Here is a 21163-nt window from a genome sequence, read left to right as displayed (position 1 = left end):
CTATCTTCCAAAAAACTCCGGCAAATGAACCCCCAGATCGAACAGAGCGCTCGTTACAAGGAGGATCAAGACCGGGATGAGACACAGAATCAGGATCAGGTTCCAGGTTTTGTTGGAAGAACCCTCCTGTTTTCGTTTTCGATATAACCTTTGAATCCGCTTACGCTTTTCATTTGTATGCCTCATCATGTGTCCCTCCTTCATGATGGTCACTTTAGAATCCGCTCCCCATCAACGCAACCATAAACAACACAATAAAAAGGATGAACCCAACTGGAAGCACCACCAGAATCACGGCCGATGCCTTCCTCCAAAAACCAGGTGCACTATACCAAGATGCAAAGGCTGCACCGGCAAACCCTATTGCGATGATCCACACCCATAGATGTCCGATCTGTTTTCCTACGAGGGATTGTAAGATCAAGAACGTGACCAATAAAATGAATATGGATAGGAGACCTAAATATTTTCTCATTTCGCCCTCCATTCATATTGAATATCCGGCAGATTTTCTTCATTCTCATGCCCCCTGCCGACCACCGCAAATCCGTTCTTTTCATAAAACCTCTGTGCGTTTAGGTTTACTTCAAAAGTGTAAAGAGTCAAACGCCCGCTGGACTTCGCTTTCGCTTGATCCAGTAACATCTGCCCGATCCCCAATCCTTGATAATGACAGTGAATGTAAAGCTGATTGATTTCCGTATCATTATATGCGACGATCCCGACTACTTTTCCATCGAGCAGAGCCAAATGGATTTCACATTCCTCCGGCAGGATATGAGTTAAAAAATAAATGTGACTGTCCACGCTATGTATTTCCTTTTGGCCAATGGCCCGTTCTTTACTTTCCCGCCACATGGCTACGGTTTCTTCAGCATACTGCCGGCTAAAGGGAATAATGTCTGCGTTCATCCATGCATCTCTCCTCATGAGTCTTTTGTGTATTGAAAAGCAAGACTTGATAAGATAAAGGACAACCCCATAAGAATAGGCGTCACAATAAACAACATCGTCATATCGGTTTTAAAGTTCCACGGCACGAACTCCTCCCATAAAAATGCCATTCCCTTCCATAACACGATGAAGATAAACAGCGTGAAGACAAGATATATGAGCCTTTCCACCAATCGTTTCATCATGGCCTAAAGCGTCAGGGAGTAAAAAGAATAGCAAAAAGCGATAATCCCGGTTACCATGCCAAGACTTTTCACGTTCTTTGCATGATCCAGCATAAAAAAAAGACCCGTACAGAGAAAAGCAATGAAGAATCCGAGTTTAAATTGGAAAATCCCTAATACACAACCTGCCACACCAATCATTTGAAAAATCATAAGCCAATTCTTTTTCAATTTCATATAATGCTCCTCCAGAACCCTATTTTCCCTTTCTTAAAACCGTAAAAATCAAAAAGGAGATCAAAATTAAAAAGACGATGCCGACCCCACTCAGGATGTCGAAGATGCCGTTTACAAGATAGACCATGTCTTTCTCATCCCCTTCTTCTGTTTTTCCTAATTATTTCAAATATTGAAATCTTTCTCAATCTTTTTTTACGATAATGATTGAAGCTTAAAAAGTGATTTTTTGGCCTTGATACAGGATAATATGTTAACCAGAGTGGAACATATAGGACTGCTGGGGACTGATTACCCCTTTAACGCTTAAGATATATTTATTCAAGAATTCTTTCCAGTTCACACAATAAAGAGCTCACCCACACAGGTAAGCTCTTTCCCTTTTACTCTTTTGGAATGATTTTTAATTTCTCCAACACAGCCACCGTCACATTCTTCGCTTCTGTCCCGCTTCCGTCCAGGTTAACGGCAAATACCCAGTCTCCTTTATCGGTTTCCACATACCCCGTATACCAGCCGAGGCCGAAGTCAGATAAACGTGTCCCGGTCTTGCCATGCAACGTGTAGCCATCCTCCCCCCCATTAATCATGATGCGCTTCACCGTTCTCATCTTCTGCTTGTCATAGGGGAGAGTTTCTTCAACCAGCCCTTCGAAAAAGTCGGTCTGTTCACGCGCCGATATTTTCAAACTGCTGTCGAGCCAGAAGGAGTCGATTCCTCCTGAAAGGTCTTCATTCCCGTAATTCAACAACTTCAGATTTTCCTGCATCCGCTCTTCTCCGATATCACGGGCCATAGACTGATAGTACCAAATTACCGAGTATCTCATGCCCGATGCAAGGGTGTGATCCCGATTCCAGTCCGGAAACTCCCTCACTGTTCCGTCCCATCTCTTTACCTCATATTCATCTCTTACGGCTCCCGTGGATAATCCAATCAGGGCATGTGGCACTTTATACGTGGATTCCGGGGTATATCTCCGTTCGCTCCTCTCCTTGTTGTATATGAATTCCTTGTCCGTTTTCAGGTTCCGGATGATGATTGTCGCGTCTTTCCCGTTCAGCATGTCGGTGATGTCCGTCTGGATAGAGGTCTTGGCGTCTGCATACGTTCCTCCCATCACAATCAGGACCAAACTCATAACTAGTGCAGCGATTCGTTTCATTGGGTTCCACTCCTTTTGGTTTACTAGAATGACAGGCCAATCGTCCATGCCCCCCGTTCTCGATTTCTAGTATACTGACAGAAAAGGAACGTCCCAATGCCGTTTTTCACAGACTGTACCCATACAGATGGGAGGAAAACAAGATGTCCCGTGCCAAATTTGAAGAAATCATCCATCACATCGAGGAGCTGGCCGAGTCTGGAGAACTCAAGCCCGGAAGCCGCCTGCCGTCGATCAGATCCCTTGCCGATACGTTCTCCTGCAGCTTGAATACCGTAATCAAAGCATATAAAGAATTGGAGTTCAGCCATAAGATCTATGCGGTTAGAAAAAGCGGCTATTATCTGGTAGAAGATTTTCCATATAAAAAACAACGCGGTTGTGAAGGACCCGTCTATGACTTCTTATCTGCCGGTCCCGATAAGCATGCCATGCCCTACCTGGATTATAAGCACTGCATGAATCAGGCCATAGACCGGTACAAAGAGGATATGTTCACCTACTCCGAACTTCTCGGGCTATTCTCCCTCCGTGAAGAACTCGCCCGGCACCTGCGTGACCTCCAGGTGTTCACGACACCGGAACGAATCGCGGTGACAACAGGATCACAGCAGGCCCTCCACCTGTTGATCCGCCTCGCATTCCCGAATGGGAAACGGACCATCTTGACCGAGCAGCCTGCTCATCCAAGTTTCATAGAATCATTAAAGCACCAGCCCAGCACAGGAATCGATATCGGGAGGGACGGACCTTTCCTCCAGGAGCTCGAGACCATTTTTAAAAAAGGGGACATCAAATTCTTCTACGTAGTCTCACGGTTTCATAATCCCACTGGGCATAGCTATACCAATGAAGAAAAAAGGAAAATCGTCGAGCTCGCTGAACGCTATGATGTTTACATCGTGGAGGATGATTATATGGGAGACCTGGATCCTGATTTAAAGCAGGATCCCATGTTTGCCTTACAACCGAATGGAAGGGTCATTTATACGAAGAGCTTTTCCAAAACCCTTCTCCCCGGTCTGCGTCTCGGGCTTGCTGTCCTGCCCCACGAATTAATTGAAGAATTCACAAGGGCGAAGTTTGCCGCTGACGTCCACACGCCGGTCATCACACAGGGAGCTTTGGAAATCTATCTAAAAAACGGGATGTTTGCTGCCCATATTGAAAAGATCCGGACGCTGTACAGAAAAAAGGGGGAGGTGCTTCGTGAGGCGTATCAAACTTTCATGCCCGAGGGGACGATGTATACCTGTCCTGCATCCGGATTCTACTCAACCGTCAGACTGCCACCTCCGTTGAGAACCGACGGGCTGATCCAACGCTTAAAGGAGAAACATGTATTGGTGCAGAGTACCGAATCCATGTATCTTGAGAATTTCATGAGACGAGACGAGCTTCGGCTCAGTGTATCCCATGTCGAGGATGGCATGATTGGAGAAGGGGTTGCGCTTATGGCAGAGACTATCCAAGAAATGATGATTGAGCGAAAAAAAGGGGTGGTTTGGAGGTAATCGGTCATATTTAGACTGTGGTGGGACTTGAACGGCGTCATATATATCTAACCTTAGCCAAGTCAGCCCCGAACTTGTGCCACTATCGGGTAAACTCGTGCCACTTTCAACCTAACTTGTGCCAGTTTACGGCAAACTCGTGCCACTTTCATGAAACTTGTGCCACTTACTAACAACGGCCATAATCAAAAGCCGGAAGACTCCCCTCTTCCGGCTTTACTCTCCATTACTTTATGATCGTCGACCCCTGCAACAATTCCGGCTTCGCACCAAGGATCAATAAGAATAATTTCGAGTCGCTGATTTGTCTGTGTTTTTTCATAATCGCTTTCAATTGTACAATATTCGGGTGTTCTTTTAATTTCTGCACTTCTTCCTGATAGAGTGAGAGAATCGAGTCCCGTACAAACTGTGGTTCGTAATCCGGCAGCTCTTTGTCACGGAGTAATGACCCCATATATCCGTACTTCAGCTGCAGTTGACGTGTCAGGCTAGTGACGTGAACAAGCTGTTCATTCAGCTCCGGGTAATCCTGTTTCAGTGCTTCCACGTCTTTTTTCGCTTCGTGGAGTTCGTTCATTCCCGCTACCATTGTGGTCATGATGCTTCCCCTCCCATATTCCAAGGTTTTTCTAGTCCGATGATGCCATTCAGGATTTTACTTTGTTTGCGGCGGATTCTTCTTCTTTCCGCCCGTTCTTTTCCTGATTCGAACAAGAATTTCTCTTCTTCCGTTTCCGGTACGATTTCCGGAACTTTAACAGGTATTTTATTTTCATCCAGAGCCACGAAAGTAAGGAAGGCCGTTGCCGCCATTCGTCTTTCCCCTGTGATCATGTCTTCTGCGATCACCTTGCAAAAGATTTCCATTGATTTATTTCCGACGTAAGAGACGAAAGATTCGACGCATACGGAATCGGATTGGTGAATCGGATACAGGAAGTCAATGGAATCGGTTGATGCCGTCACGCACTCCTTAACCCGTGCATGGCGTCTGGCGGATAACGTCGCGTTGTTATCAAGCTTCTTCATCAAAACGCCCCCGAATAGGGTGTTATAGTTGTTTAAATCATTGATCATAACCTGATCGGTACTGACGACCAGACTTTCTTTCGGATGCTTGGTTTGAGGCATGAAAACAAGTCCTTTCTGTGTGTAAATGGTATTTCAAACGTTTGATACCCAAAGTGTACGCCCCTGATTCCGATAAGTGAAATGAATGTTCCTCATCATCACCATAGATGCTGTCTATGCAACGGCTTACAACTGAATGGTATCAATCCCCATTTCCCCTAAATCGAGGCAAAAAAAAGAGCATTCCTCAGTCGGAAATGCTCCCCATTAATCGTTCCTGGGTAAAAGTCAGCCACTCTTTCGTGGCATAGGATAAGTATTGATTTTTCCTCCAAATGATGGCGAGGTCCCACTCGATGACGGGTTTCACGACGCGAATCGCGATCAGATCTTCTTTCAACTGCTCGTACACGCTGAAAGGCAGGATCGAAATCCCAAGTTCCGCCTCGATCATCTTCCCGATGAAGTCCCACTGCGAGCTTTCGGATACTACTTTCGGGATAAAGCCGGCTTTCTTGCATGCCTCCCGGATCCGGTCATTCAAGGCAAAATCTTTGTTAAATAGAATGAGCTGTTCGTCCTCAAGCTCCATCAATTTGACTTGCTTTCTTCCCGCCAATCGGTGGGTTCTCGGCACCACGAGCCGCAGTTCCTCTTTCATGAACGAAAAGTAATGGAAATCTTCCTCAGCAGCAGGCAGCACACCGACACCGACATCCAGTTGATCAGCGAGGATATCCTCTTCAATCCGTTTCGTCCCGTTCTCAATCAGCTGGAACGTGATGCCGGGATAGAGCGCATGGAATTCCCCGAGCACCTTGATGAACTGACCTGCGTCCATGATAGGCGGGAGTCCAATTCGGATATGCCCCCGCTGAAGGCCGATCAGGTCATCCAGCTCATGCTGGACATTCTCGAATGCTTTATCGATCGTCTGGGCTTGCTTCAAAATAGCCCGGCCTGCATCCGTCAGCACGAGCTGCTTCCTGGAACGGTCAAACAGCTCAACGCCAAGCTCATCCTCCAGATTCCGGATCATCTTACTAATCGTCGGCTGCGTCACAAACAAGTGATCCGCCGCGCGGGTGAAACTCTTAAAACGAGTCACCTCTATGAAGTATTTTAAGTGTCTGATGTCCATTTGCTCACCTTCTTATGTTGAATCATATGACATCATCTTATCATACCCTCCAAATAAAAAAGGAAAGCCTAGCAAGCTCTCCTATTGTTTGCATTCATTTGAAACGATAACTAATCCAACATCTTTAATTCCTTTTTAAGAAAAGCACGCCTGGCTTTAATGAACTCAAAAATAAACGAAGGCTCCCGGTCAAACTGCCGGATATCTTGCTTAATATGAGGATCATCCAGTACATATGGCCGCAGGTTGGCATGTAACGCCATAATGTTCTCTTTTAAGTACTTCACGGTAAATTTCGTTTCAAGGATTTCTTCTAATAACTCTTTATATTGCTTTCTGAATTCAGGAACCTTCATAAGCCGAGTGGTTAGTTTATTTTTTTCTTTTCCCGTTAAGGGTACGTAATCGTAATTCATGACTCCGCCGCTGACTTTTCTCCCGAATGTAGCATCATAATCCCAGGGGATGATGCTAAACAGTCCGTTTTCTGGATTGCGATACAACGCGTAGTTATGAGTGAAGCCATCGTTATTCATCGTACAAACAGCTCCTGCGAGCCATTTTAAGTAATTTTCAACGTCTAGAAGGTTGGGAAGGACATCTGAGAGGGAAGAGCTAGGTGTGGTATTGATTGTCTTTACAAGGTCGATGAGGTATTCATCCTCTTGCTCATTTCCATATTTTCTTTGATAACCAGAGACTAAAGATTTTTTCTTTTTTCCTTTTCTTTTCAAGGAGAAATTCGCATTATTATTGGTCGCGTAATAAATTGGACCCAATGGGAGATTACGACTTCCTAAGTAAATTTGGTCAACGGATTCAAGTTGGAGGTAGAGGCCCAGTGGCTTACCGTTCTGAATAAGGAAAATATGCTGGCTTTCTGGAGTGTGGATGCCAATATCCCTCATGAAATCCAGGGAGAGCTTGTTCCGGAAGTGCGAAGGATCATACAATTCCGCATTCAAGTGGATATCTAGTTTGCCATCATATGTCCTCGGATTCACAAACTCTACATAATAAGATTTCTTTTCTAATTCCCTTGTGTAGGACCCTCTGTAACAAATATCGATATCATAGGTTTCTTGATCAATTTTGATATGAGCAGGTACCGGCAGATCATTCCACACATCGCTTTGAAGCTCCCTTAAATCATTTTTCTCAAATAGTAATTCATATAACGGGAGGGACATAGTCATGTCCATGATGCTCCTTTCATCGTAATATCAGTCCTCTAATGAAATCTCGAAACAAAAAGTAGAAGAAACAAGAACGTATCTTCTACTTTTTTGCCCCCTTGGTTCCTCTGTTAGCAGTTTCTTCTTCCGCGTGAACTGCTTGAACTACTTGAACTGCTTGAACTACTTGAACTGCGTGAACTGCTTGAACTGCGTGAACTGCTTGATCCAGTAGATCTTCTAGAACCAGTAGAACTAGATGATCCCGTAGAACTTTTCGAGTGTTTTTTCGGCTTTCTTGGTGGCATATCTTCTCCTCCTTTAATTCAAGATAGAATATTATATTTGGTATTTGTCCTTGTTGACACGTCTCTTGTCCTGATTTTTATTTATTACTCAAATTCAGATCGCAATTTTGCAAAATGTTTGTACTTATAGCCCCTATTTCATAAAAATTCATTTCCTTTCAAAATAAAAACAGCTCAGAGCATATGATTCATGCTCTGAGCCTCTGAACTTCATTACTTTCCTAAACTATTTCAAGTACCTGATAACCACTTATTCCTTTATAATAAAAACAAACTTACTATAGCTCTTAAGGAAGGGAATCAAATGAATACGAAACCAAACTATCAAACGTGGATTCGAATGAACAAACTACTTATTTTCTTAGGACTTTCACTCCTACTTCTCCTGGGCACTTTATTTCCCATACCGGTATATCTACGCATCTCATCCGGAGTGCTTTCGCTGCCGTTTCTTTATATCGCCTTTATTCTCTCTTATTCTATCTATCAATTTGCGGCATTCGGAGGAAACTATCAATCGAGGATTCATGATTTGATTGTGTCCAAAGTGGATGGTGGGGAAGGAAAAATCCTTGATATCGGTACAGGGAGCGGTTCACTGATCATTAAACTTGCCAAGGCGTTTCCGATCTCCACATTAACTGGAATCGACTACTGGGGAGAGAACTGGGAATATTCGAAAGCTCAATGCGAGCAAAACGCTGAGATTGAAGGAGTATCGTATCGCATCCATTTCTTGAAAGCTAGTGCTTCTAAACTTCCTTTTCAAGACGGTGCATTTGATGTTGTGGTCAGCTGCCTGACTTTTCATGAAGTAAAGGATTCCACTGATAAGACCGCGGTCATCAAAGAGGCGCTTAGGTGCTTAAAGCCCGGTGGCGAATTCGTCTTCATGGATTTATTTCAAGATGAGAAAGCCTTCGGGGATGTAAACGAGCTTATCGCTTCCTTGATGAAAGATGGTGTTTCTGACATCGAATCCTATACTCTGGCAGAGTCTATTCCTATGCCAAGTATTCTATTAAATAAAAAAGTTCTAGGTCATGGAATGATCATAAGTGGAAGAAAGTAAAAAAATCCCGGAACACACACGCTCCGGGATTTCTTTATGGGACTTTGTTATCCTACGATATTAAGGAAGCATCCAAGCGACATTATAGTCGTTTTCTCCCCCGAAGTACTGCCAAATTTCCGCCCGCTCGTCCGTTCCCGGGAATTCAAGCCATTCCGAGTTGTCCATTGTCAGGTCTGTCGGCACTTCCATCGGGTAGTATGCAACCCAGTAAGCACCAGGCGTGTTGGGAGTGTATTCTCCCATCGACACTTCCCAGCTCCATGGAGAAGAGTATGTACCAGGTTTAACGCCTCCCCCATACTTTTCAAGATAATCAATGAATGCACTGTAAATCAATTGATTGTTCGCATAATCATAGCTATTCATGCCCGTATAAGCCGGTTCAACATCAATGAAGATGACAGGTCTGACTTTCGTGCCATAGACACTTTTCATTGCTTCATAGGTTTCGAGAGCAAGTGCCGCCTGATTTTCTCCCCATTCAATCGGAGAGATGCCGTCAGGTGCGATTTGCATACCTGAAAGGAACCAGTATCCGTAAAGGTACGTAGCTTCCTCTGCTCTATCACTGTTGAAGAAAATGCCGCCGCCAGTCGTCATGTCAAACTGCACCTTGCTTCCATACCCTAACTTCCCGATATAAAAATCCTGCCCTTCAGGGTTTGCGGTTGAAGCAGAGTCCGCTCCGTATGCATAGTCCGCAGCTGCCTCAGCTTCATTGGATTCTGTCACTACTTCGGATTCTTCTCCCGGCACTTCCGGCTGTTCAGGTGTTTCTTCTGTCGGAGCTGAAGATAAAACCGCTGAGTTCTCGTTTGCATGCTGGACAGCTGTTTCACTTGCATGCTCGCTTGCCTGTGAGTTCACTCTTTTGTTTTTAGCTTTTTGTGGTTTTTCAGCTTTTTTTTCTGTGTTAGGCTTCACGTCAGGTTTAGCAGAGTTGGCCTTTTCTTCAGCTTGTCTTTTAGGCTCTTCCTGTTGCTTCTCTGCCTGATGTTGATTTTCTTCTGCTTTCGACTGTTCAGGAGCCTCAGGTTTTACATGAGTTTCTTTTTCTCTTTCATGTTCAAGCTTTGAATGGACGGCTTGTTCAGCCTTCACGTTTTCCCCTTTTTCTTTATCCATTCCAGCTGCCTGAGCGAACGTGCCTCCAGACATAAGTCCAAATGATAATGCAGTCGTAACAACCATTGATTTCATCCATTTGTTTGTTGTTTTCATGTTCGTTTTTCTCCTCTTCTATATCGTTATTTAAATTCGTATTAAACGGTAAGAAAAGGAGCTTTTTCCGGCGGTGGCGAAGGCGGGGCATTCATCCACTGATACCAGTATTGAACGTCAGAAGCATGATAAATGTTGCCAAGATACAACCCTGTTTCCCAAAGGAATCCGACTGCAATGAAGCTTGTCGCACTTGTTCCCGTACCGGGAAGGTCTTGAGTCTTCCCTCCAGAAGGCTGGTTCCGGTGTGTAGAGGTGTGAATCACTTCTATATCGACTAGCTGCTTCTTGGATGGGGAGTGGTTATCCGGTTCTGGAATCGGCTTCTGAACAGAGGTTCGAATTGAGGTTTTCTTTTTTACTGGAGGAGATTCTACTTCTTTCACGACCGCCTTTGAAACGGCATATGAAAGCTTCTCATCCGATTGTTTTACCTCTCGTTTTTCCGCATTGAGAGGTTTGGAAATTTCTTTAGGCACAGTTTGCCTGATGGTGTCCGCCTCTCCTCTTACTTCCTTTGCATCTATTGACTCTTTGACTATTGCAGCAGCCTTCACAGACCGTTTTTCCTGAGCATTAGCCTTTTGGTGGACAACAGGAGGCACAGCCTTTTCCGTCTGCTTACCTTTTTGAGGTACCTGAGCCTTTTCTGGCAAAACCTGAGGTGGACCGGGTGTCTTCACATGGCTTTCTTCTTTGTCTTGTTTCTCAGGAACGTTTTTCTTCCCCTTATCCTCTGCATCCGTATGTATAGCGGCTTTCTCTGATCTATGGTCGTTTTCCCTGTGATCTTGTGCATATGTATGAATCGGCTGGATTGCCGCTGCTCCTATCAAAATACTCATGAAGAGGATTGATCTGATGTGCATGATTTCACCCCCTTTCATAGACACTATTCGACATTTTCTGTTTATTTTTGTCGGTAGTACCACCTTCTCTCACGAAAAAAACCGATTTTCAGGGATGAAAATCGGTTTTCGTAAAGTTTTATATAAGTTCATATTATTCTTCTTTAAACGCCAAGCCCTTCTCGCCAAGTGCCTTCCGAAGCTTAGGAATAGAAGAAGGCCCCATCCCGTGAAAAGCAAGAATCTCTTTCTTACTGTAGGCAGCCAACTCTTCCAACGTCGTGATCCCGTTATTCTCCAATGCCCTTCTCGCTGGACTTGAGAGGACCGATAGAAACCCGGTCTCAGGTTTCCGTTCTTTTTCACAGACAGGGCAGGTCGGGCAGTCGCTCTTTTTTACATAGGTATGCCCTTTATCGCAAATCCTTACGTTTTCTTTCGAAGTCATGATATCACTTCTTTCTTATGACGGATCATTGTCATGGTATTTAACAGAATCGTTACGATGATCAGGATCGCTGAAGCGAACGCCACGGATCCAGATACATCCATTATTGCCGACCAGTCCCCAACTTTGACCAAATGATAGTGATAGAAAATCTGGAAAGACAAAGACAGTGCACATGCGCACATGCTCATGACGGCAAGGGTGAGGTGATTTTTTCTATACGTCACAAGCGTCACTACCGGAAGGGTCCAGGCAAGAATTCCAAGCAACAAGCTTCCTACATTGAGCCAACCAATCATATCATTTCCCCCTCTTTTAATTTCTTCTTGGTCCTCCACATCCATGAAGCCAAAAGGAGAACCATCCCAACACAAGTCGCGATCAGATTGTACACAAGAATATCTCCTGTTTTTATGTAAAAAATCGCAAGCGCCCCGCCGAAGATCAGCATGATGGAGAATGATAAACGGATGAGATAGGCATTGATTTTCATAGTACTCCTCCTCATCTTTATTATTCCAAAATTTTCTATCCTCTTCAATCGTTTCTCAGTAATAAAATTGTTACGTTTGTAGAATAGAGAAGCAGCATAGACCTTTAGATGAGTTTACTGTATTCATTATTAAAGAATTTTCGACAAAGAGCTCATAAAAGTAAATAACGGATTATTAATCTGGATTCTGGCTCATATTTTGAAAATCCGGCTCATAAATTTTAAATCCAGCTCATAAGTGGGCAAAACCGGCTCATATCTATGTACAGCCTTGGTAAGCTCTTTACGTTTTGGTCTAAAAACCGACATACATTCTCAAAAAAAGCAGGAGATGCTCTCCTTATGGCGAACTATACCTATGAATACCTCATCAAAGGAGTGATTTTTTGATTATAAAAGAAAGACAACCCCCTCAAAGACTTCTCCAAACCGAGGCTCTATTAAAAAGGCTGGTTCCCATAAACCATTCAAAACGGCCAGACATTGAACAAGACCTCAAGAAACGAAAAGCAGGTTATAATGGTGAAAAAGCTGTGGATTACCATCTTAGGTTTCTGACCGACAAGAAATATATGATCTTCAGTGATTTACGACTCCCCATGAAACCGGATTTCTTTCAAATAGACTCCCTTCTTATTACTTCATTCTACTCACTTCCTATCGAAGTAAAAAACATCTCCGGCACCCTGACCATAGACCCGGAATTCAATCAATTCACTAAGTCTTACAAAGGAATTGAAACGGGATTTCCCGATCCCATTACACAGGCAAACCGCAAGAAACTATTTCTTCAAAGATGGTTTTACAACAACAAACTACCCTGTCCCCCTATTGAATACCTAGTCGTATTCAGCAATCCCTCTACTATTCTGAAAATGGCGTCTGGCCACAAGCTCCTTCCCCCTCATGATAAAATCATCCATTCCCAAAGCCTTGTCAGTGAAATAAGCAAACTAAATACGAAATATATCCGGGATGACAACCAAGTCATTGATCTGAAGAAGACTAAAAGACTTTTATTGAATCAACACCAAGAACCAAACTCCTCAATACTAGCTACCTATCAATTACAACCATCAAACATTAAACGTGGAGTTCTCTGCGAACAATGTACCCATGTCATGACCAGAATGACCGGCGTGTGGCATTGCGAACACTGTAACCACTTCTCTAAAACGGCTCATGTGCAGGCCATTGAAGATTATTTTCTCTTAATCAAGCAATCGATCACCAATCAGGAATTAAGAGACTTCCTCCTCCTTCCTTCTCGTAAAACGGCGTCAAATATTCTTCAATCACTCAATCTCACTAAGATAGGAACCAAAAAGGGAGTGTTCTATACTAAAGGATCTTAGTCTACTCAGGAAGTTTTCATTTCCATTCATATATTGAGAATCTTTTTCCTACATGTAAAAACAATCATAATACAAACAAAATAGGGTGCCCCTAAATTCAAGGCACCCCCTTACAAAAATTATCGCTACAATCCAACATTGAATCTATCCCTTTTTCTTAAGAGAGAGTACCAATGCGACCACAAACAGAATTGAAGACATCAATAAAGTCATAACTGAACTGATAGGTGTTAGTAAACCGGCTATCAAAAGAAGAGTAGCCACTATCAACAAAGCAATAATCATCCCTATCCCCCTATCTTAAATTTGAATACCACTCCCCAAACTTCCTCATCCCCGACGTCTCCTTCACCCGGTTATACTCCAAAAAGTCTCCTTCATCAAATTCAGCCATCGTCTTACAAAAGTGCCTCGGGATAAAGATATACCAAAGATCTGACCAGCTATTCTCATTCTCTGAACCTCTTATTTTCTCTGCGACGACTCCGGGGGATTTACTCTCAAAGAATCTCAATTCCTCACCGTCATAATAAGCTAGGCAAGATCTGAATTCACAAACTCTGTTCTCCACACCATGCATCAGCTTTAATATCCCCTCGATGCCGATTGTATCCAGCATGTGGTTGACGTATGCTCTTGGAAAACCGTTTAGCGACTCTATAAAAAATCCGGAATCCAAAGCGATGCAGGGTCGATTCACAATTGAATATGCCTGTAACACCTTTTGCTTCGCGATTTCTTTAATATCATCGCTTCTCGGTTCACTTAGTTCAGCTTCAATCGGCAAAACCTTTATGTTGGTTAACTCCTTCTGTGCAGAAGCAACTTTTCCTTTATTCGTTGTGACGAAAATGATTTCTTTCATCGTTTTCTCATGTACTTCTATCAACGTTACTTCCTCCCGATCCTTCTAAGAACTTTCATCCAAATGTGAGTCACTGCTTTTTTTATACTGAAGCTGATGATACCCCAAGACGATAGCTAGCACACCTATCACGGATAAAATGCTGCCACCAACTAAAAAGGTATTGATATATCCCTTTACTATAACGTTGTAATATTCAGGGTCCGCACCACCACGATTGAACAACCAAGCATCAGCCTTAGCAGTTCCAAAATACACACAAAAGAAAAGCATAATAAAACCCGCTATCGCTGATAAAACACCTAAGATGATAATAAGGTTCAAGTTATCTTTTGACATTGGATTTTCCCCTTTCGTGATCATCTTCACTTCACTCTTTGATCAATCCGCGCCGGCACCTCCACCGCCGCCTCCGTCAAATCCGCCTCCTCCATCAGAATATCCTCCAATAAACGAACCGGACTCACCAGGAGGTGGACCGCTCCATTTCCATGAATTGGTGAGGAACTCATGGGGATTCTGATCTGAGATCATAAGAGCAGAAAGTGGTGCAGCTGGTAACACGGTATGGTTCTCCACCCACTCACCTGTCATATGTCTTAATTTCCTCTTCCGTTCAAAAAGAAGGATCCGGATCATCCATATGTCCATCTCCTCCTCATTCCCAGCGGGGAACCCTTCTCGTTTCACCTGTTTTCGGAACCGGCGGATACCCGCTTTTACATCAAGTGCCGCTCCCGACAACGTATGGCGAGGGACCGTGAACATAAGAATGGTAGTGAGAAATAGGCATAAAAGCAGGAAAGAGCCTGCTGTTTCATTATGAAGTTGAGCCATGGCAAAAAAGGTTATGACACCAAAAATAAAAATCGGCCACTTCTTTTCTTTCTTCCACCATAGGAATGCAAGGGATCCACTACCTATGATTCCATACATCCATAGAGCAAATGCCGATTGCATGTCAAAATAATAAGCACATAAGGTCCCGATTACAACGGAAAGAGGCACAAGCTTCGTGACAAAATGGAACCAGCGGTCATGCAGGAGTCCGGCTTCCTTTGCTTCTTTTAATACTTCAGCAAACCATTCCTTCTCTTGCTCTTTGTGAGCCTTGACCTTTGTATGATATTTCTTTACATGGCGGCTGAGATCTTTCTCACTCTTCGTAGCCCCGGCAAGGTCCGTCATGGCAAATGCGGCCGATCCGTTCTTTCCTTTTCTCTTAAAGATCCATGACACCAGCTTTGCTTCAATTGATGATAGTGATTTGTCTTCAGAGATCAGTGTGAAGAACAAGGTCTCATCCGGAGCCCAGCTATCACTCAGAAAACGGGTGGTCGTTTTCTGTTTATGAACCTTCACTTTCCCTCTTTCCACCAACGAGTACAACCCGGCCATCAACGCTCCGTGTCTGAACTTCCCACGCCTATGGACCATGTACAAGAGAAGGGGATCCGCTTCCAACACATCCCTCGTTCTGCCACTTCCTCTTATTCTGCCTATCAGGAATCCCAGTATCATGATGAATAAGGTACCGCCTAAAGTGAGTGCGAGCCCACCAAGTACTTTTTTAACAGTATTCATTTGAGTTTTTCTTTTCTCCACGAGTGCCATCCGGTCTTCTTCTTCTTGAATGGCCTCTTCCAATGATTTCGAAGCAGCGGTCTTTGTCTGCTCGGTCATGATGGAAGAGGGAAAGAAAAGCCGCGTTTCCGTTAAGGAATACATGTCAGAAACAGGGGTCGTAAAGCGAACGACCTCTGGCCCCTCCTCTTCCACATTCCCCTTTTGATCGTGTAAGAAAGCTTCATACTCGGCAGGATCAACTTTTTGTGGGAAAACAAAGTCAATCGTCACGTTATGTAAATCGATGTCATGATTGCTGTCTGTTCCGAAGAAAGGAACCGTCAGATCGCTGTATGTATTATACGATTTCACGACATTTTTCAGCTCATACGCGTAAAAAATGGTCTTCTTGGTGTCCTCCACCGGAAATGGTGAACGATACGTACCATCCTCCCGTTTCACATCAAGCGGACGCAGATCCGCATCTTTGGTGAAGCCAAGCTCCGCCTCATCATTGATCAGTTCATAGGCTTTAAACCACTGAACTCCCTCGTGGTGATCTTCAGGAATGGACCTCCTGACACTCTTAAACTTCCCATTAAAGGTGTACGTGAACATTTCGTTGATCATTAGATTTCCGTTGGGCTGAATCCATGCCCGGATTTGGACTTCATCGATACTGTTTGATTTAGCATAAGCTGTTTGACCATAGGAAAGGAGCAGAATAATGACAATAAGTAGTTTCTTAAACATGTGCTACCTCACTCCTTTCCGACCAACATACTCCTCCCGCAGCATCCCATAAACTGCACAGTCTTTATACTGACCTTTCGCATTTCGAATCATATGCCGTATGATTCCTTCCTGCTTCATCCCGACCTTTTCCATGATTCTGCCCGAAGCCGGATTATCTGTATTATGGGAGGCTGACAACTTGTGAAGGTTCATATGAATAAAAGCAAACTCAACGACCGCTTTCAACGTTTCGGTCCCATACCCCTTATTCCACCAATCGTATCCAATGGAATAACTGACCTCACAGTTCCCAGTAGCATGGTCAAAGTCATATAAATCAATCTCTCCAATGAGGTCATGACTATCTTTGAGTTCTATACCCCAGTAACAGAACTTTTTAGAATCGTACCCACTCACAATCTTCTCAACCCGTATCTTTGTTTCTAAAACATTCTTGTGTGCAGGGCTGATACGATGATCTGATATTCGTTCGTCTGAAAGCCAGCGATCAAATACGATCTGCGTATCGTCTTGGCGCATCCTCCTAAGAATGAGTCGATCGGTTTCTAATGTGGGGGTTCCACAAAAATCCAGCATGATGTCCCTCCTATCTGAAACAGACTCCCCTTAAAAATAACTCACCATCATTACAACAAAACTAACACTCGTAAATAAAAGAACCCCATAAAACACTGCCCCTACATTCGCCTTCAGATCATTATCCTTCTGAACCTTCCACCCTGCTTGACTCGCATTTAGAGTGGCATTTTTAGATAACGCCCCGCCGCTACTGTTAAAAAAGAAGAGTACCACTGTTATACCAAGACCTATAAAAAAGCTCCACTCACCGTACGAAAAGGCGAACAGGAGGCTTCCTATCCAAATCGCAATTGCAAGTGTCACAGCCGTCACTAATGATGTTCTTGAGATGAATTTTTTCATATATATTCCCCCTCGTATTTCTCATATTTACGAATGGGGGCGTTTAAAAGTTTCAATTTTCTGTCAAATACCTTATCCCTCCCCTAAAATTCAACATAAAACGGCTGCTGCGCATTCAAACAGTGCTCAATCCGTTCTCTGAAATTCAAATGGGTCACCATTTCAAGCGCCTCGTCAATCGGAAAGAAGCCTACCTCCAGGCTCTCCGAAGAAGTCGTCGGCTCCCCTCCAACAGACTTTGCAAGAAACAGCGTATTGCAAATCGACCGTTTCACATTCTGAAATACCCCGCAAAATGCTACGATCTCAACATCAATACCTGATTCCTCTTTCGTCTCCCTGATCGCCGCGTCCTTCAACGACTCTCCTTCTTCAACCTGACCTCCAGGCATTTCCCATCCTCGTCTTGGTCCTTTGATTAATAGAATTTCCTCTTGATCATTTATGACAATCGTCGCAGCTGAAACGATATGTTTTGGTGGTGTGTATGTTTGGTGTGTCATAATACTTCCCCCTTCATATAAAAAGGAGCTTACCTTTCTAGATAAACCCCCACTGTTTTTATCCGTGATTCATGTACCAAATGAGTAATGGCCCTAATCCAAAACCTAGTATTACACTCACAACACTTAAAACCATAAAAAACATTCCGTACCTTTTCTCCCCGTAGTCCCTTTTCAGGACAAGTCCAACGCAAAAGACGATGACACCGACCAGGATGGATGGAGAGATGACAGCAAGCAGGATGGAAATCCAACCAGCGAAGATCAGAATGTTGTTGCTCTTTTTTTCTTCCATAGAATCCCCCTTTTTTTAAATAGGCTGAGCTTTGTCAGCAGTCGTGAAAAATGCCTTTTTCACATAGATCGTATAGATCAAGACAACCACTGAAAAAACAACATTCCCTATAAATGGCTGTTGGGGTTGATTCGTTGCTAAAATGGAACTGATCAGACCAAAAAGGGCAGAGTACGAGATCAATAACCAGAAACCCCATTTTTTCAATCTCATGTACCCATAAACCATCAACAAAGAAAAGAATGCCAGGATGATTCTCATCATCCGTTCAGGCAGGATGGATACTCCAAACCGTTCTGAAATGCTGATGGCGTCTGCATCACCTTGATAAAAAATAGCTGTAAATAATAAAACGATGCTACCGAAAATATAAAAATATCCTATGATTGATACACCAAGCGGCCTTTTCATGCCTTCTTTCACCTCACTGTTTTATAGTACAACGCACTACTACCAATTATGTCAAAATAACCCATTATACTCAATCACTAATTCCATTAAAAGAAGCTCACCCTTCTAAGATAAACTTCTCTTTGATATAGACTACAATCCCTTTTCCACCCAAAACCCCTCATCCGAATTCCTCACCACCACATCAAAAAGCTCACTCTTCGGATGCATAAACTCTTCATATTGAATTCTCCGCTCGTCATGGGTTTTCCGTAAATAGTCTACATTCATTCCTCTTTCGTTCACGTCTCGGATGCCCCTTCTCATGAGCTCCGTCTCCCCATCGGTGTAGAAGTAAATCTTCAGATCATATAACTCCGGTTTGCTGAACGCAACCGACATCCCTTCTACAATCGTCAGGTTGTTTTCAGAAGAGATAAGTCTGCTCGGTTCATAGGGGACGTCCAGGGTGTAGAAATCCATTCCGTCCCTCACCATCTTGACGTCCCGGTCGAGGGCGAATAGATGGTGGGCGTCAGGATGACATGCGGTCATTTTGGATTGATGTTCTTCATTCATATAATCATATTCAATGATGGAATGCTTTCTGACTGTAGAACTCACGATATAAGGATCGGTATTGATATAGTTGGCTTCTCCAAGCAGCGTCAACAATTTCTTGGCAAACGTTGTTTTACCTGAAGCACCGTGACCTGAAATGCCGATCACCATTCTTCCTTCTTGTTTCGTCAATCGATCGGCTATGGTATGTAAGATGTTCTCCATGGATTTACTCCTTCTTTCAACTATTCATTGTCTTGCTGATTTTTCACTTGAAACCCGCCAGTCTCACAAATTCCTCACTATCCTTCACACACAACTCCATTCCTTTTTCCCAAAAAGCTTCGTTCGTAATGTCTTCCCCTAAATGCTTCATGACGAGATCTTCTGCCGACATACGTCCCGAATCACGCAGGAGATCCATGTACCGCTCCTCGAAGCCTTTCCCCGTTTCCTTCGCCCGGGCGAAGAGGTGGAGAGCCAGCAAATATCCAAAGGTGTACGGAAAGTTATAGAAAGGAGAATCTGTTCTATAAAAATGGGGCGTCCATATCCATGAATGAACAGGAACTTCATCAAGGGCACCAGCATATCCCTCTTCTAAGGCAGACTCCATCAGTTCGTTCAGACGAGCAGCAGGGATGAACCCTTTTCTCCGTTCTTCGTGCACATTCTTCTCAAAGGTGAATCTGGCGTGCAGATTCATGAAGTTCATGACGCTTCTCTTTAATTTCTCATCCAGGAGGAACAGCTTTTCTTCGTCGGTCTCCGCTTTGTCCATGGCGGCTTCCAGGATGACCATCTCCGCGAAGGTCGACGCTGTTTCTGCCATGCTCATGGGATAGGACTTGTTCATGCCGTTTACCGATTTCATTGCATGGTTATGAAAGGCATGACCTAGTTCATGCACCAGGGTCAACACGCCTTTAAATGTGCCGGGGAACGTCATGAACACCCTCGATTCCCCCGTCAAAGGGAATCCAGCACAAATGGCCACGGCAGACTTTCCAGGACGATTTTCCGCTTCGACCCAGCCTTCCCGGAATGCCGTCTCCGCAAATTGACCCATTTCAGGACCGAAGGCACGAAATCGCTCCTCGATGAGCGAAGCGGCTTCTCCGTATTCCATTCCTTGATGATCATGATTCATCGGGGACCAGAAATGATACGACTTCATTTTCGTATCGCCATTCATGCGGGCTTTCACGTTCAGATACTCGGCAAATGGCTCTTTATACTTCTCCATGACCGAAAGCATCGCATTCAGCGTTTTCGGCTTCAGCCGATTTTGAGTGAGTGGGATTTGCAGGACATCCTCGACGCCCATGCTCTTATACATATTCAACCTGAATCCTGTCAGATGATTGAGGATCTGTGCGAACTGCCCCTCAAGCTCAGTCCACTTTTCTACAAGTGCCTCATGAGATTCCTTTCTGACTGACTCATCCGCATGGGATCGAAGGTTGATGGCCTGGCCGACGGAAAGTTCCTCTCCTTTTACCCTGACTCTAATGCTGCTCATGAAAGATTGATAGAATTGTCCCCACGCATGGTAGCCGTCTGTCATGAGGTCCAATACTTCCCTTGATGGCTCCCGCTCGGCCTCTGTCCTCCATTCTTCGAGCACAAAGCGATACTCCTTTAAGTTCTTGGAATCAAGCATGCTCTTCCACTCTTCTTCTCCAATGCGTGCTAATTTCCTTTTCAATTCACTGATTATCGATTCATATGTAGATTGAAAGGTTGTGGTTTCTCCTCTATAAAACTGTGCCCCCTGGTCTGTTGGGTTCACCGAAAGAAGGCAGATTGAAAAGGACCTTGCCTGTGAAATCGACACCTTTATGACCCTTAGTCTTTCAAGAGCATCAGCTAGTTGCTCCGGCCCCGGCGTCACCTTTTGCATAAGCTCTTTCAATTCAGAGATGTTGTCTTCTGTCCATTTCATATGTTCCTGTAGTTCAGGTGATGCACTTCCCCCTTCAAAAATGCTATCAAGATTCCATACCGGATTATATTCTTTTATCATCGTAAGCTCCCCCTATTCTCTTCCGAACAAAACGTATGTTCTTATTTTATCTCACCTTGAACTTTTTTCCAACTTTTTATTTGTCCTAAAATTCCAAATAAACTATA

Annotated in this window: 27 protein-coding genes; 3 read left to right on the top strand and 24 right to left on the bottom strand. The window is 43.9% G+C overall.

Annotated elements, in window-relative coordinates:
• From LCL96_RS14840 to blaOXA, 5 genes are all read right to left on the bottom strand, one after another.
• Nucleotides 1-189 carry a hypothetical protein gene (locus LCL96_RS14840; RefSeq protein ID WP_224942272.1) on the bottom strand — a complete coding sequence of 63 codons (189 nt, stop codon included), beginning with the start codon at nt 187-189 and terminating at the stop codon, nt 1-3.
• Between the two features lie 25 nt (nt 190-214).
• Complete coding sequence (locus tag LCL96_RS14835) at nt 215-475, bottom strand: hypothetical protein (RefSeq protein WP_224942271.1); 261 nt, start codon at nt 473-475, stop codon at nt 215-217.
• Nucleotides 472-912, bottom strand: a complete 441-nt coding sequence (locus tag LCL96_RS14830; RefSeq protein WP_224942270.1) for a GNAT family N-acetyltransferase — start codon at nt 910-912, stop codon at nt 472-474. Before LCL96_RS14830 ends, LCL96_RS14835 begins: the two co-directional genes overlap by 4 nt.
• A 230-nt stretch (nt 913-1142) precedes the next feature.
• Nucleotides 1143-1355, bottom strand: a complete 213-nt coding sequence (locus LCL96_RS14825) for a hypothetical protein (protein ID WP_224942269.1) — start codon at nt 1353-1355, stop codon at nt 1143-1145.
• A gap of 383 nt (nt 1356-1738) precedes the next feature.
• Nucleotides 1739-2521 (bottom strand): class D beta-lactamase, encoded by a 783-nt coding sequence (blaOXA, locus tag LCL96_RS14820; RefSeq protein ID WP_224942268.1) that lies wholly within the window; start codon nt 2519-2521, stop codon nt 1739-1741.
• Between the two features lie 143 nt (nt 2522-2664).
• Here blaOXA and LCL96_RS14815 point away from each other — a divergent pair, with 143 nt between their 5' ends.
• Entirely contained in the window at nt 2665-4035 is a 1371-nt protein-coding gene (locus tag LCL96_RS14815; protein ID WP_224942267.1) for a PLP-dependent aminotransferase family protein, read from the top strand.
• A 226-nt stretch (nt 4036-4261) separates the two neighbouring features.
• Here the strand turns inward: LCL96_RS14815 and LCL96_RS14810 are convergent, their stop codons facing one another.
• The 4 genes from LCL96_RS14810 to LCL96_RS14795 all read right to left on the bottom strand — a co-directional run bounded on the left by LCL96_RS14810 (nt 4262) and on the right by LCL96_RS14795 (nt 7446).
• Nucleotides 4262-4636, bottom strand: a complete 375-nt coding sequence (locus LCL96_RS14810) for a hypothetical protein (protein ID WP_224942266.1) — start codon at nt 4634-4636, stop codon at nt 4262-4264.
• Nucleotides 4633-5169: an acyl-CoA thioesterase gene (locus LCL96_RS14805; protein WP_224942265.1), complete on the bottom strand. Its 537-nt coding sequence runs from the start codon at nt 5167-5169 to the stop codon at nt 4633-4635. The genes LCL96_RS14810 and LCL96_RS14805 overlap by 4 nt, the downstream gene beginning before the upstream one ends.
• Nucleotides 5170-5356: 187 nt before the next feature.
• On the bottom strand, nt 5357-6250 hold the full coding sequence (gene cidR, locus LCL96_RS14800) for a cidABC operon transcriptional activator CidR (RefSeq protein WP_224942263.1): 894 nt from the start codon (nt 6248-6250) through the stop codon (nt 5357-5359).
• 110 nt (nt 6251-6360) lie between these two features.
• Nucleotides 6361-7446 (bottom strand): CotH kinase family protein, encoded by a 1086-nt coding sequence (locus tag LCL96_RS14795; RefSeq protein WP_224942261.1) that lies wholly within the window; start codon nt 7444-7446, stop codon nt 6361-6363.
• Between the two features lie 591 nt (nt 7447-8037).
• Here LCL96_RS14795 and LCL96_RS14790 point away from each other — a divergent pair.
• Nucleotides 8038-8805 carry a class I SAM-dependent methyltransferase gene (locus LCL96_RS14790; RefSeq protein ID WP_224942259.1) on the top strand — a complete coding sequence of 256 codons (768 nt, stop codon included), beginning with the start codon at nt 8038-8040 and terminating at the stop codon, nt 8803-8805.
• Nucleotides 8806-8865: 60 nt separating this feature from the next.
• Here the strand turns inward: LCL96_RS14790 and LCL96_RS14785 are convergent, their stop codons facing one another.
• From LCL96_RS14785 to LCL96_RS14765, 5 genes are all read right to left on the bottom strand, one after another.
• On the bottom strand, nt 8866-10029 hold the full coding sequence (locus tag LCL96_RS14785; RefSeq protein WP_224942258.1) for a hypothetical protein: 1164 nt from the start codon (nt 10027-10029) through the stop codon (nt 8866-8868).
• Nucleotides 10030-10070: 41 nt separating this feature from the next.
• The gene (locus LCL96_RS14780) at nt 10071-10898 is read right to left on the bottom strand and encodes a hypothetical protein (protein WP_224942256.1); all 828 of its coding nucleotides are present in this window, start codon (nt 10896-10898) and stop codon (nt 10071-10073) included.
• A 133-nt stretch (nt 10899-11031) separates the two neighbouring features.
• Nucleotides 11032-11325 carry an RNA polymerase alpha subunit C-terminal domain-containing protein gene (locus LCL96_RS14775; RefSeq protein ID WP_224942254.1) on the bottom strand — a complete coding sequence of 98 codons (294 nt, stop codon included), beginning with the start codon at nt 11323-11325 and terminating at the stop codon, nt 11032-11034.
• A complete protein-coding gene (locus tag LCL96_RS14770; protein ID WP_224942252.1) occupies nt 11322-11624 on the bottom strand; it encodes a hypothetical protein in 303 nt (100 codons plus the stop codon). The genes LCL96_RS14775 and LCL96_RS14770 overlap by 4 nt, the downstream gene beginning before the upstream one ends.
• Nucleotides 11621-11818 (bottom strand): hypothetical protein, encoded by a 198-nt coding sequence (locus LCL96_RS14765; RefSeq protein WP_224942250.1) that lies wholly within the window; start codon nt 11816-11818, stop codon nt 11621-11623. Before LCL96_RS14765 ends, LCL96_RS14770 begins: the two co-directional genes overlap by 4 nt.
• Nucleotides 11819-12204: 386 nt before the next feature.
• On the opposite strand from LCL96_RS14765, the gene LCL96_RS14760 reads away from it, so the two are divergent.
• Nucleotides 12205-13173 carry a nuclease-related domain-containing protein gene (locus LCL96_RS14760; protein WP_224942248.1) on the top strand — a complete coding sequence of 323 codons (969 nt, stop codon included), beginning with the start codon at nt 12205-12207 and terminating at the stop codon, nt 13171-13173.
• A gap of 295 nt (nt 13174-13468) precedes the next feature.
• Here the strand turns inward: LCL96_RS14760 and LCL96_RS14755 are convergent, their stop codons facing one another.
• The 10 genes from LCL96_RS14755 to LCL96_RS14710 form a co-directional block, all read right to left on the bottom strand.
• Complete coding sequence (locus LCL96_RS14755; protein WP_224942246.1) at nt 13469-14062, bottom strand: non-canonical purine NTP pyrophosphatase; 594 nt, start codon at nt 14060-14062, stop codon at nt 13469-13471.
• 21 nt (nt 14063-14083) lie between these two features.
• Nucleotides 14084-14377 (bottom strand): hypothetical protein, encoded by a 294-nt coding sequence (locus LCL96_RS14750; RefSeq protein WP_224942244.1) that lies wholly within the window; start codon nt 14375-14377, stop codon nt 14084-14086.
• 42 nt (nt 14378-14419) lie between these two features.
• Nucleotides 14420-16357, bottom strand: a complete 1938-nt coding sequence (locus tag LCL96_RS14745) for a DUF2207 domain-containing protein (RefSeq protein ID WP_224942242.1) — start codon at nt 16355-16357, stop codon at nt 14420-14422.
• 3 nt (nt 16358-16360) lie between these two features.
• Complete coding sequence (locus LCL96_RS14740) at nt 16361-16936, bottom strand: GNAT family N-acetyltransferase (RefSeq protein WP_224942240.1); 576 nt, start codon at nt 16934-16936, stop codon at nt 16361-16363.
• A gap of 30 nt (nt 16937-16966) precedes the next feature.
• Entirely contained in the window at nt 16967-17281 is a 315-nt protein-coding gene (locus LCL96_RS14735) for a hypothetical protein (RefSeq protein WP_224942238.1), read from the bottom strand.
• Nucleotides 17282-17364: 83 nt separating this feature from the next.
• Entirely contained in the window at nt 17365-17784 is a 420-nt protein-coding gene (locus tag LCL96_RS14730; protein ID WP_224942236.1) for an NUDIX hydrolase, read from the bottom strand.
• 58 nt (nt 17785-17842) lie between these two features.
• Nucleotides 17843-18079, bottom strand: a complete 237-nt coding sequence (locus LCL96_RS14725) for a hypothetical protein (RefSeq protein ID WP_224942234.1) — start codon at nt 18077-18079, stop codon at nt 17843-17845.
• Between the two features lie 15 nt (nt 18080-18094).
• Nucleotides 18095-18490, bottom strand: coding sequence for a hypothetical protein (locus tag LCL96_RS14720; RefSeq protein WP_224942232.1), 396 nt, complete (start codon nt 18488-18490; stop codon nt 18095-18097).
• 132 nt (nt 18491-18622) lie between these two features.
• Entirely contained in the window at nt 18623-19255 is a 633-nt protein-coding gene (locus LCL96_RS14715) for a uridine kinase (protein WP_224942230.1), read from the bottom strand.
• A gap of 43 nt (nt 19256-19298) precedes the next feature.
• On the bottom strand, nt 19299-21056 hold the full coding sequence (locus LCL96_RS14710) for a M3 family oligoendopeptidase (RefSeq protein ID WP_224942228.1): 1758 nt from the start codon (nt 21054-21056) through the stop codon (nt 19299-19301).
• Nucleotides 21057-21163: the final 107 nt, after the last annotated feature.

The sequence above is a fragment of the Rossellomorea aquimaris genome, assembly GCF_020172085.1.
Classification (GTDB): domain Bacteria; phylum Bacillota; class Bacilli; order Bacillales; family Bacillaceae_B; genus Rossellomorea; species Rossellomorea aquimaris_E.
This window is presented reverse-complemented; position numbering and strand designations above follow the sequence as displayed.

What these genes read in the sequence shown, in the direction of transcription:
- LCL96_RS14840 (WP_224942272.1), bottom strand. Translation starts at nt 189, where the DNA reads ATGATGAGGCATACAAATGAAAAGCGTAAGCGGATTCAAAGGTTATAT.
- LCL96_RS14835 (WP_224942271.1), bottom strand. Translation starts at nt 475, where the DNA reads ATGAGAAAATATTTAGGTCTCCTATCCATATTCATTTTATTGGTCACG.
- LCL96_RS14830 (WP_224942270.1), bottom strand. Translation starts at nt 912, where the DNA reads ATGAACGCAGACATTATTCCCTTTAGCCGGCAGTATGCTGAAGAAACC.
- LCL96_RS14825 (WP_224942269.1), bottom strand. Translation starts at nt 1,355, where the DNA reads ATGAAATTGAAAAAGAATTGGCTTATGATTTTTCAAATGATTGGTGTG.
- blaOXA (WP_224942268.1), bottom strand. Translation starts at nt 2,521, where the DNA reads ATGAAACGAATCGCTGCACTAGTTATGAGTTTGGTCCTGATTGTGATG.
- LCL96_RS14815 (WP_224942267.1), top strand. Translation starts at nt 2,665, where the DNA reads ATGTCCCGTGCCAAATTTGAAGAAATCATCCATCACATCGAGGAGCTG.
- LCL96_RS14810 (WP_224942266.1), bottom strand. Translation starts at nt 4,636, where the DNA reads ATGACCACAATGGTAGCGGGAATGAACGAACTCCACGAAGCGAAAAAA.
- LCL96_RS14805 (WP_224942265.1), bottom strand. Translation starts at nt 5,169, where the DNA reads ATGCCTCAAACCAAGCATCCGAAAGAAAGTCTGGTCGTCAGTACCGAT.
- cidR (WP_224942263.1), bottom strand. Translation starts at nt 6,250, where the DNA reads ATGGACATCAGACACTTAAAATACTTCATAGAGGTGACTCGTTTTAAG.
- LCL96_RS14795 (WP_224942261.1), bottom strand. Translation starts at nt 7,446, where the DNA reads ATGACTATGTCCCTCCCGTTATATGAATTACTATTTGAGAAAAATGAT.
- LCL96_RS14790 (WP_224942259.1), top strand. Translation starts at nt 8,038, where the DNA reads ATGAATACGAAACCAAACTATCAAACGTGGATTCGAATGAACAAACTA.
- LCL96_RS14785 (WP_224942258.1), bottom strand. Translation starts at nt 10,029, where the DNA reads ATGAAAACAACAAACAAATGGATGAAATCAATGGTTGTTACGACTGCA.
- LCL96_RS14780 (WP_224942256.1), bottom strand. Translation starts at nt 10,898, where the DNA reads ATGCACATCAGATCAATCCTCTTCATGAGTATTTTGATAGGAGCAGCG.
- LCL96_RS14775 (WP_224942254.1), bottom strand. Translation starts at nt 11,325, where the DNA reads ATGACTTCGAAAGAAAACGTAAGGATTTGCGATAAAGGGCATACCTAT.
- LCL96_RS14770 (WP_224942252.1), bottom strand. Translation starts at nt 11,624, where the DNA reads ATGATTGGTTGGCTCAATGTAGGAAGCTTGTTGCTTGGAATTCTTGCC.
- LCL96_RS14765 (WP_224942250.1), bottom strand. Translation starts at nt 11,818, where the DNA reads ATGAAAATCAATGCCTATCTCATCCGTTTATCATTCTCCATCATGCTG.
- LCL96_RS14750 (WP_224942244.1), bottom strand. Translation starts at nt 14,377, where the DNA reads ATGTCAAAAGATAACTTGAACCTTATTATCATCTTAGGTGTTTTATCA.
- LCL96_RS14745 (WP_224942242.1), bottom strand. Translation starts at nt 16,357, where the DNA reads ATGTTTAAGAAACTACTTATTGTCATTATTCTGCTCCTTTCCTATGGT.
- LCL96_RS14740 (WP_224942240.1), bottom strand. Translation starts at nt 16,936, where the DNA reads ATGCTGGATTTTTGTGGAACCCCCACATTAGAAACCGATCGACTCATT.
- LCL96_RS14735 (WP_224942238.1), bottom strand. Translation starts at nt 17,281, where the DNA reads ATGAAAAAATTCATCTCAAGAACATCATTAGTGACGGCTGTGACACTT.
- LCL96_RS14730 (WP_224942236.1), bottom strand. Translation starts at nt 17,784, where the DNA reads ATGACACACCAAACATACACACCACCAAAACATATCGTTTCAGCTGCG.
- LCL96_RS14725 (WP_224942234.1), bottom strand. Translation starts at nt 18,079, where the DNA reads ATGGAAGAAAAAAAGAGCAACAACATTCTGATCTTCGCTGGTTGGATT.
- LCL96_RS14720 (WP_224942232.1), bottom strand. Translation starts at nt 18,490, where the DNA reads ATGAAAAGGCCGCTTGGTGTATCAATCATAGGATATTTTTATATTTTC.
- LCL96_RS14715 (WP_224942230.1), bottom strand. Translation starts at nt 19,255, where the DNA reads ATGGAGAACATCTTACATACCATAGCCGATCGATTGACGAAACAAGAA.
- LCL96_RS14710 (WP_224942228.1), bottom strand. Translation starts at nt 21,056, where the DNA reads ATGATAAAAGAATATAATCCGGTATGGAATCTTGATAGCATTTTTGAA.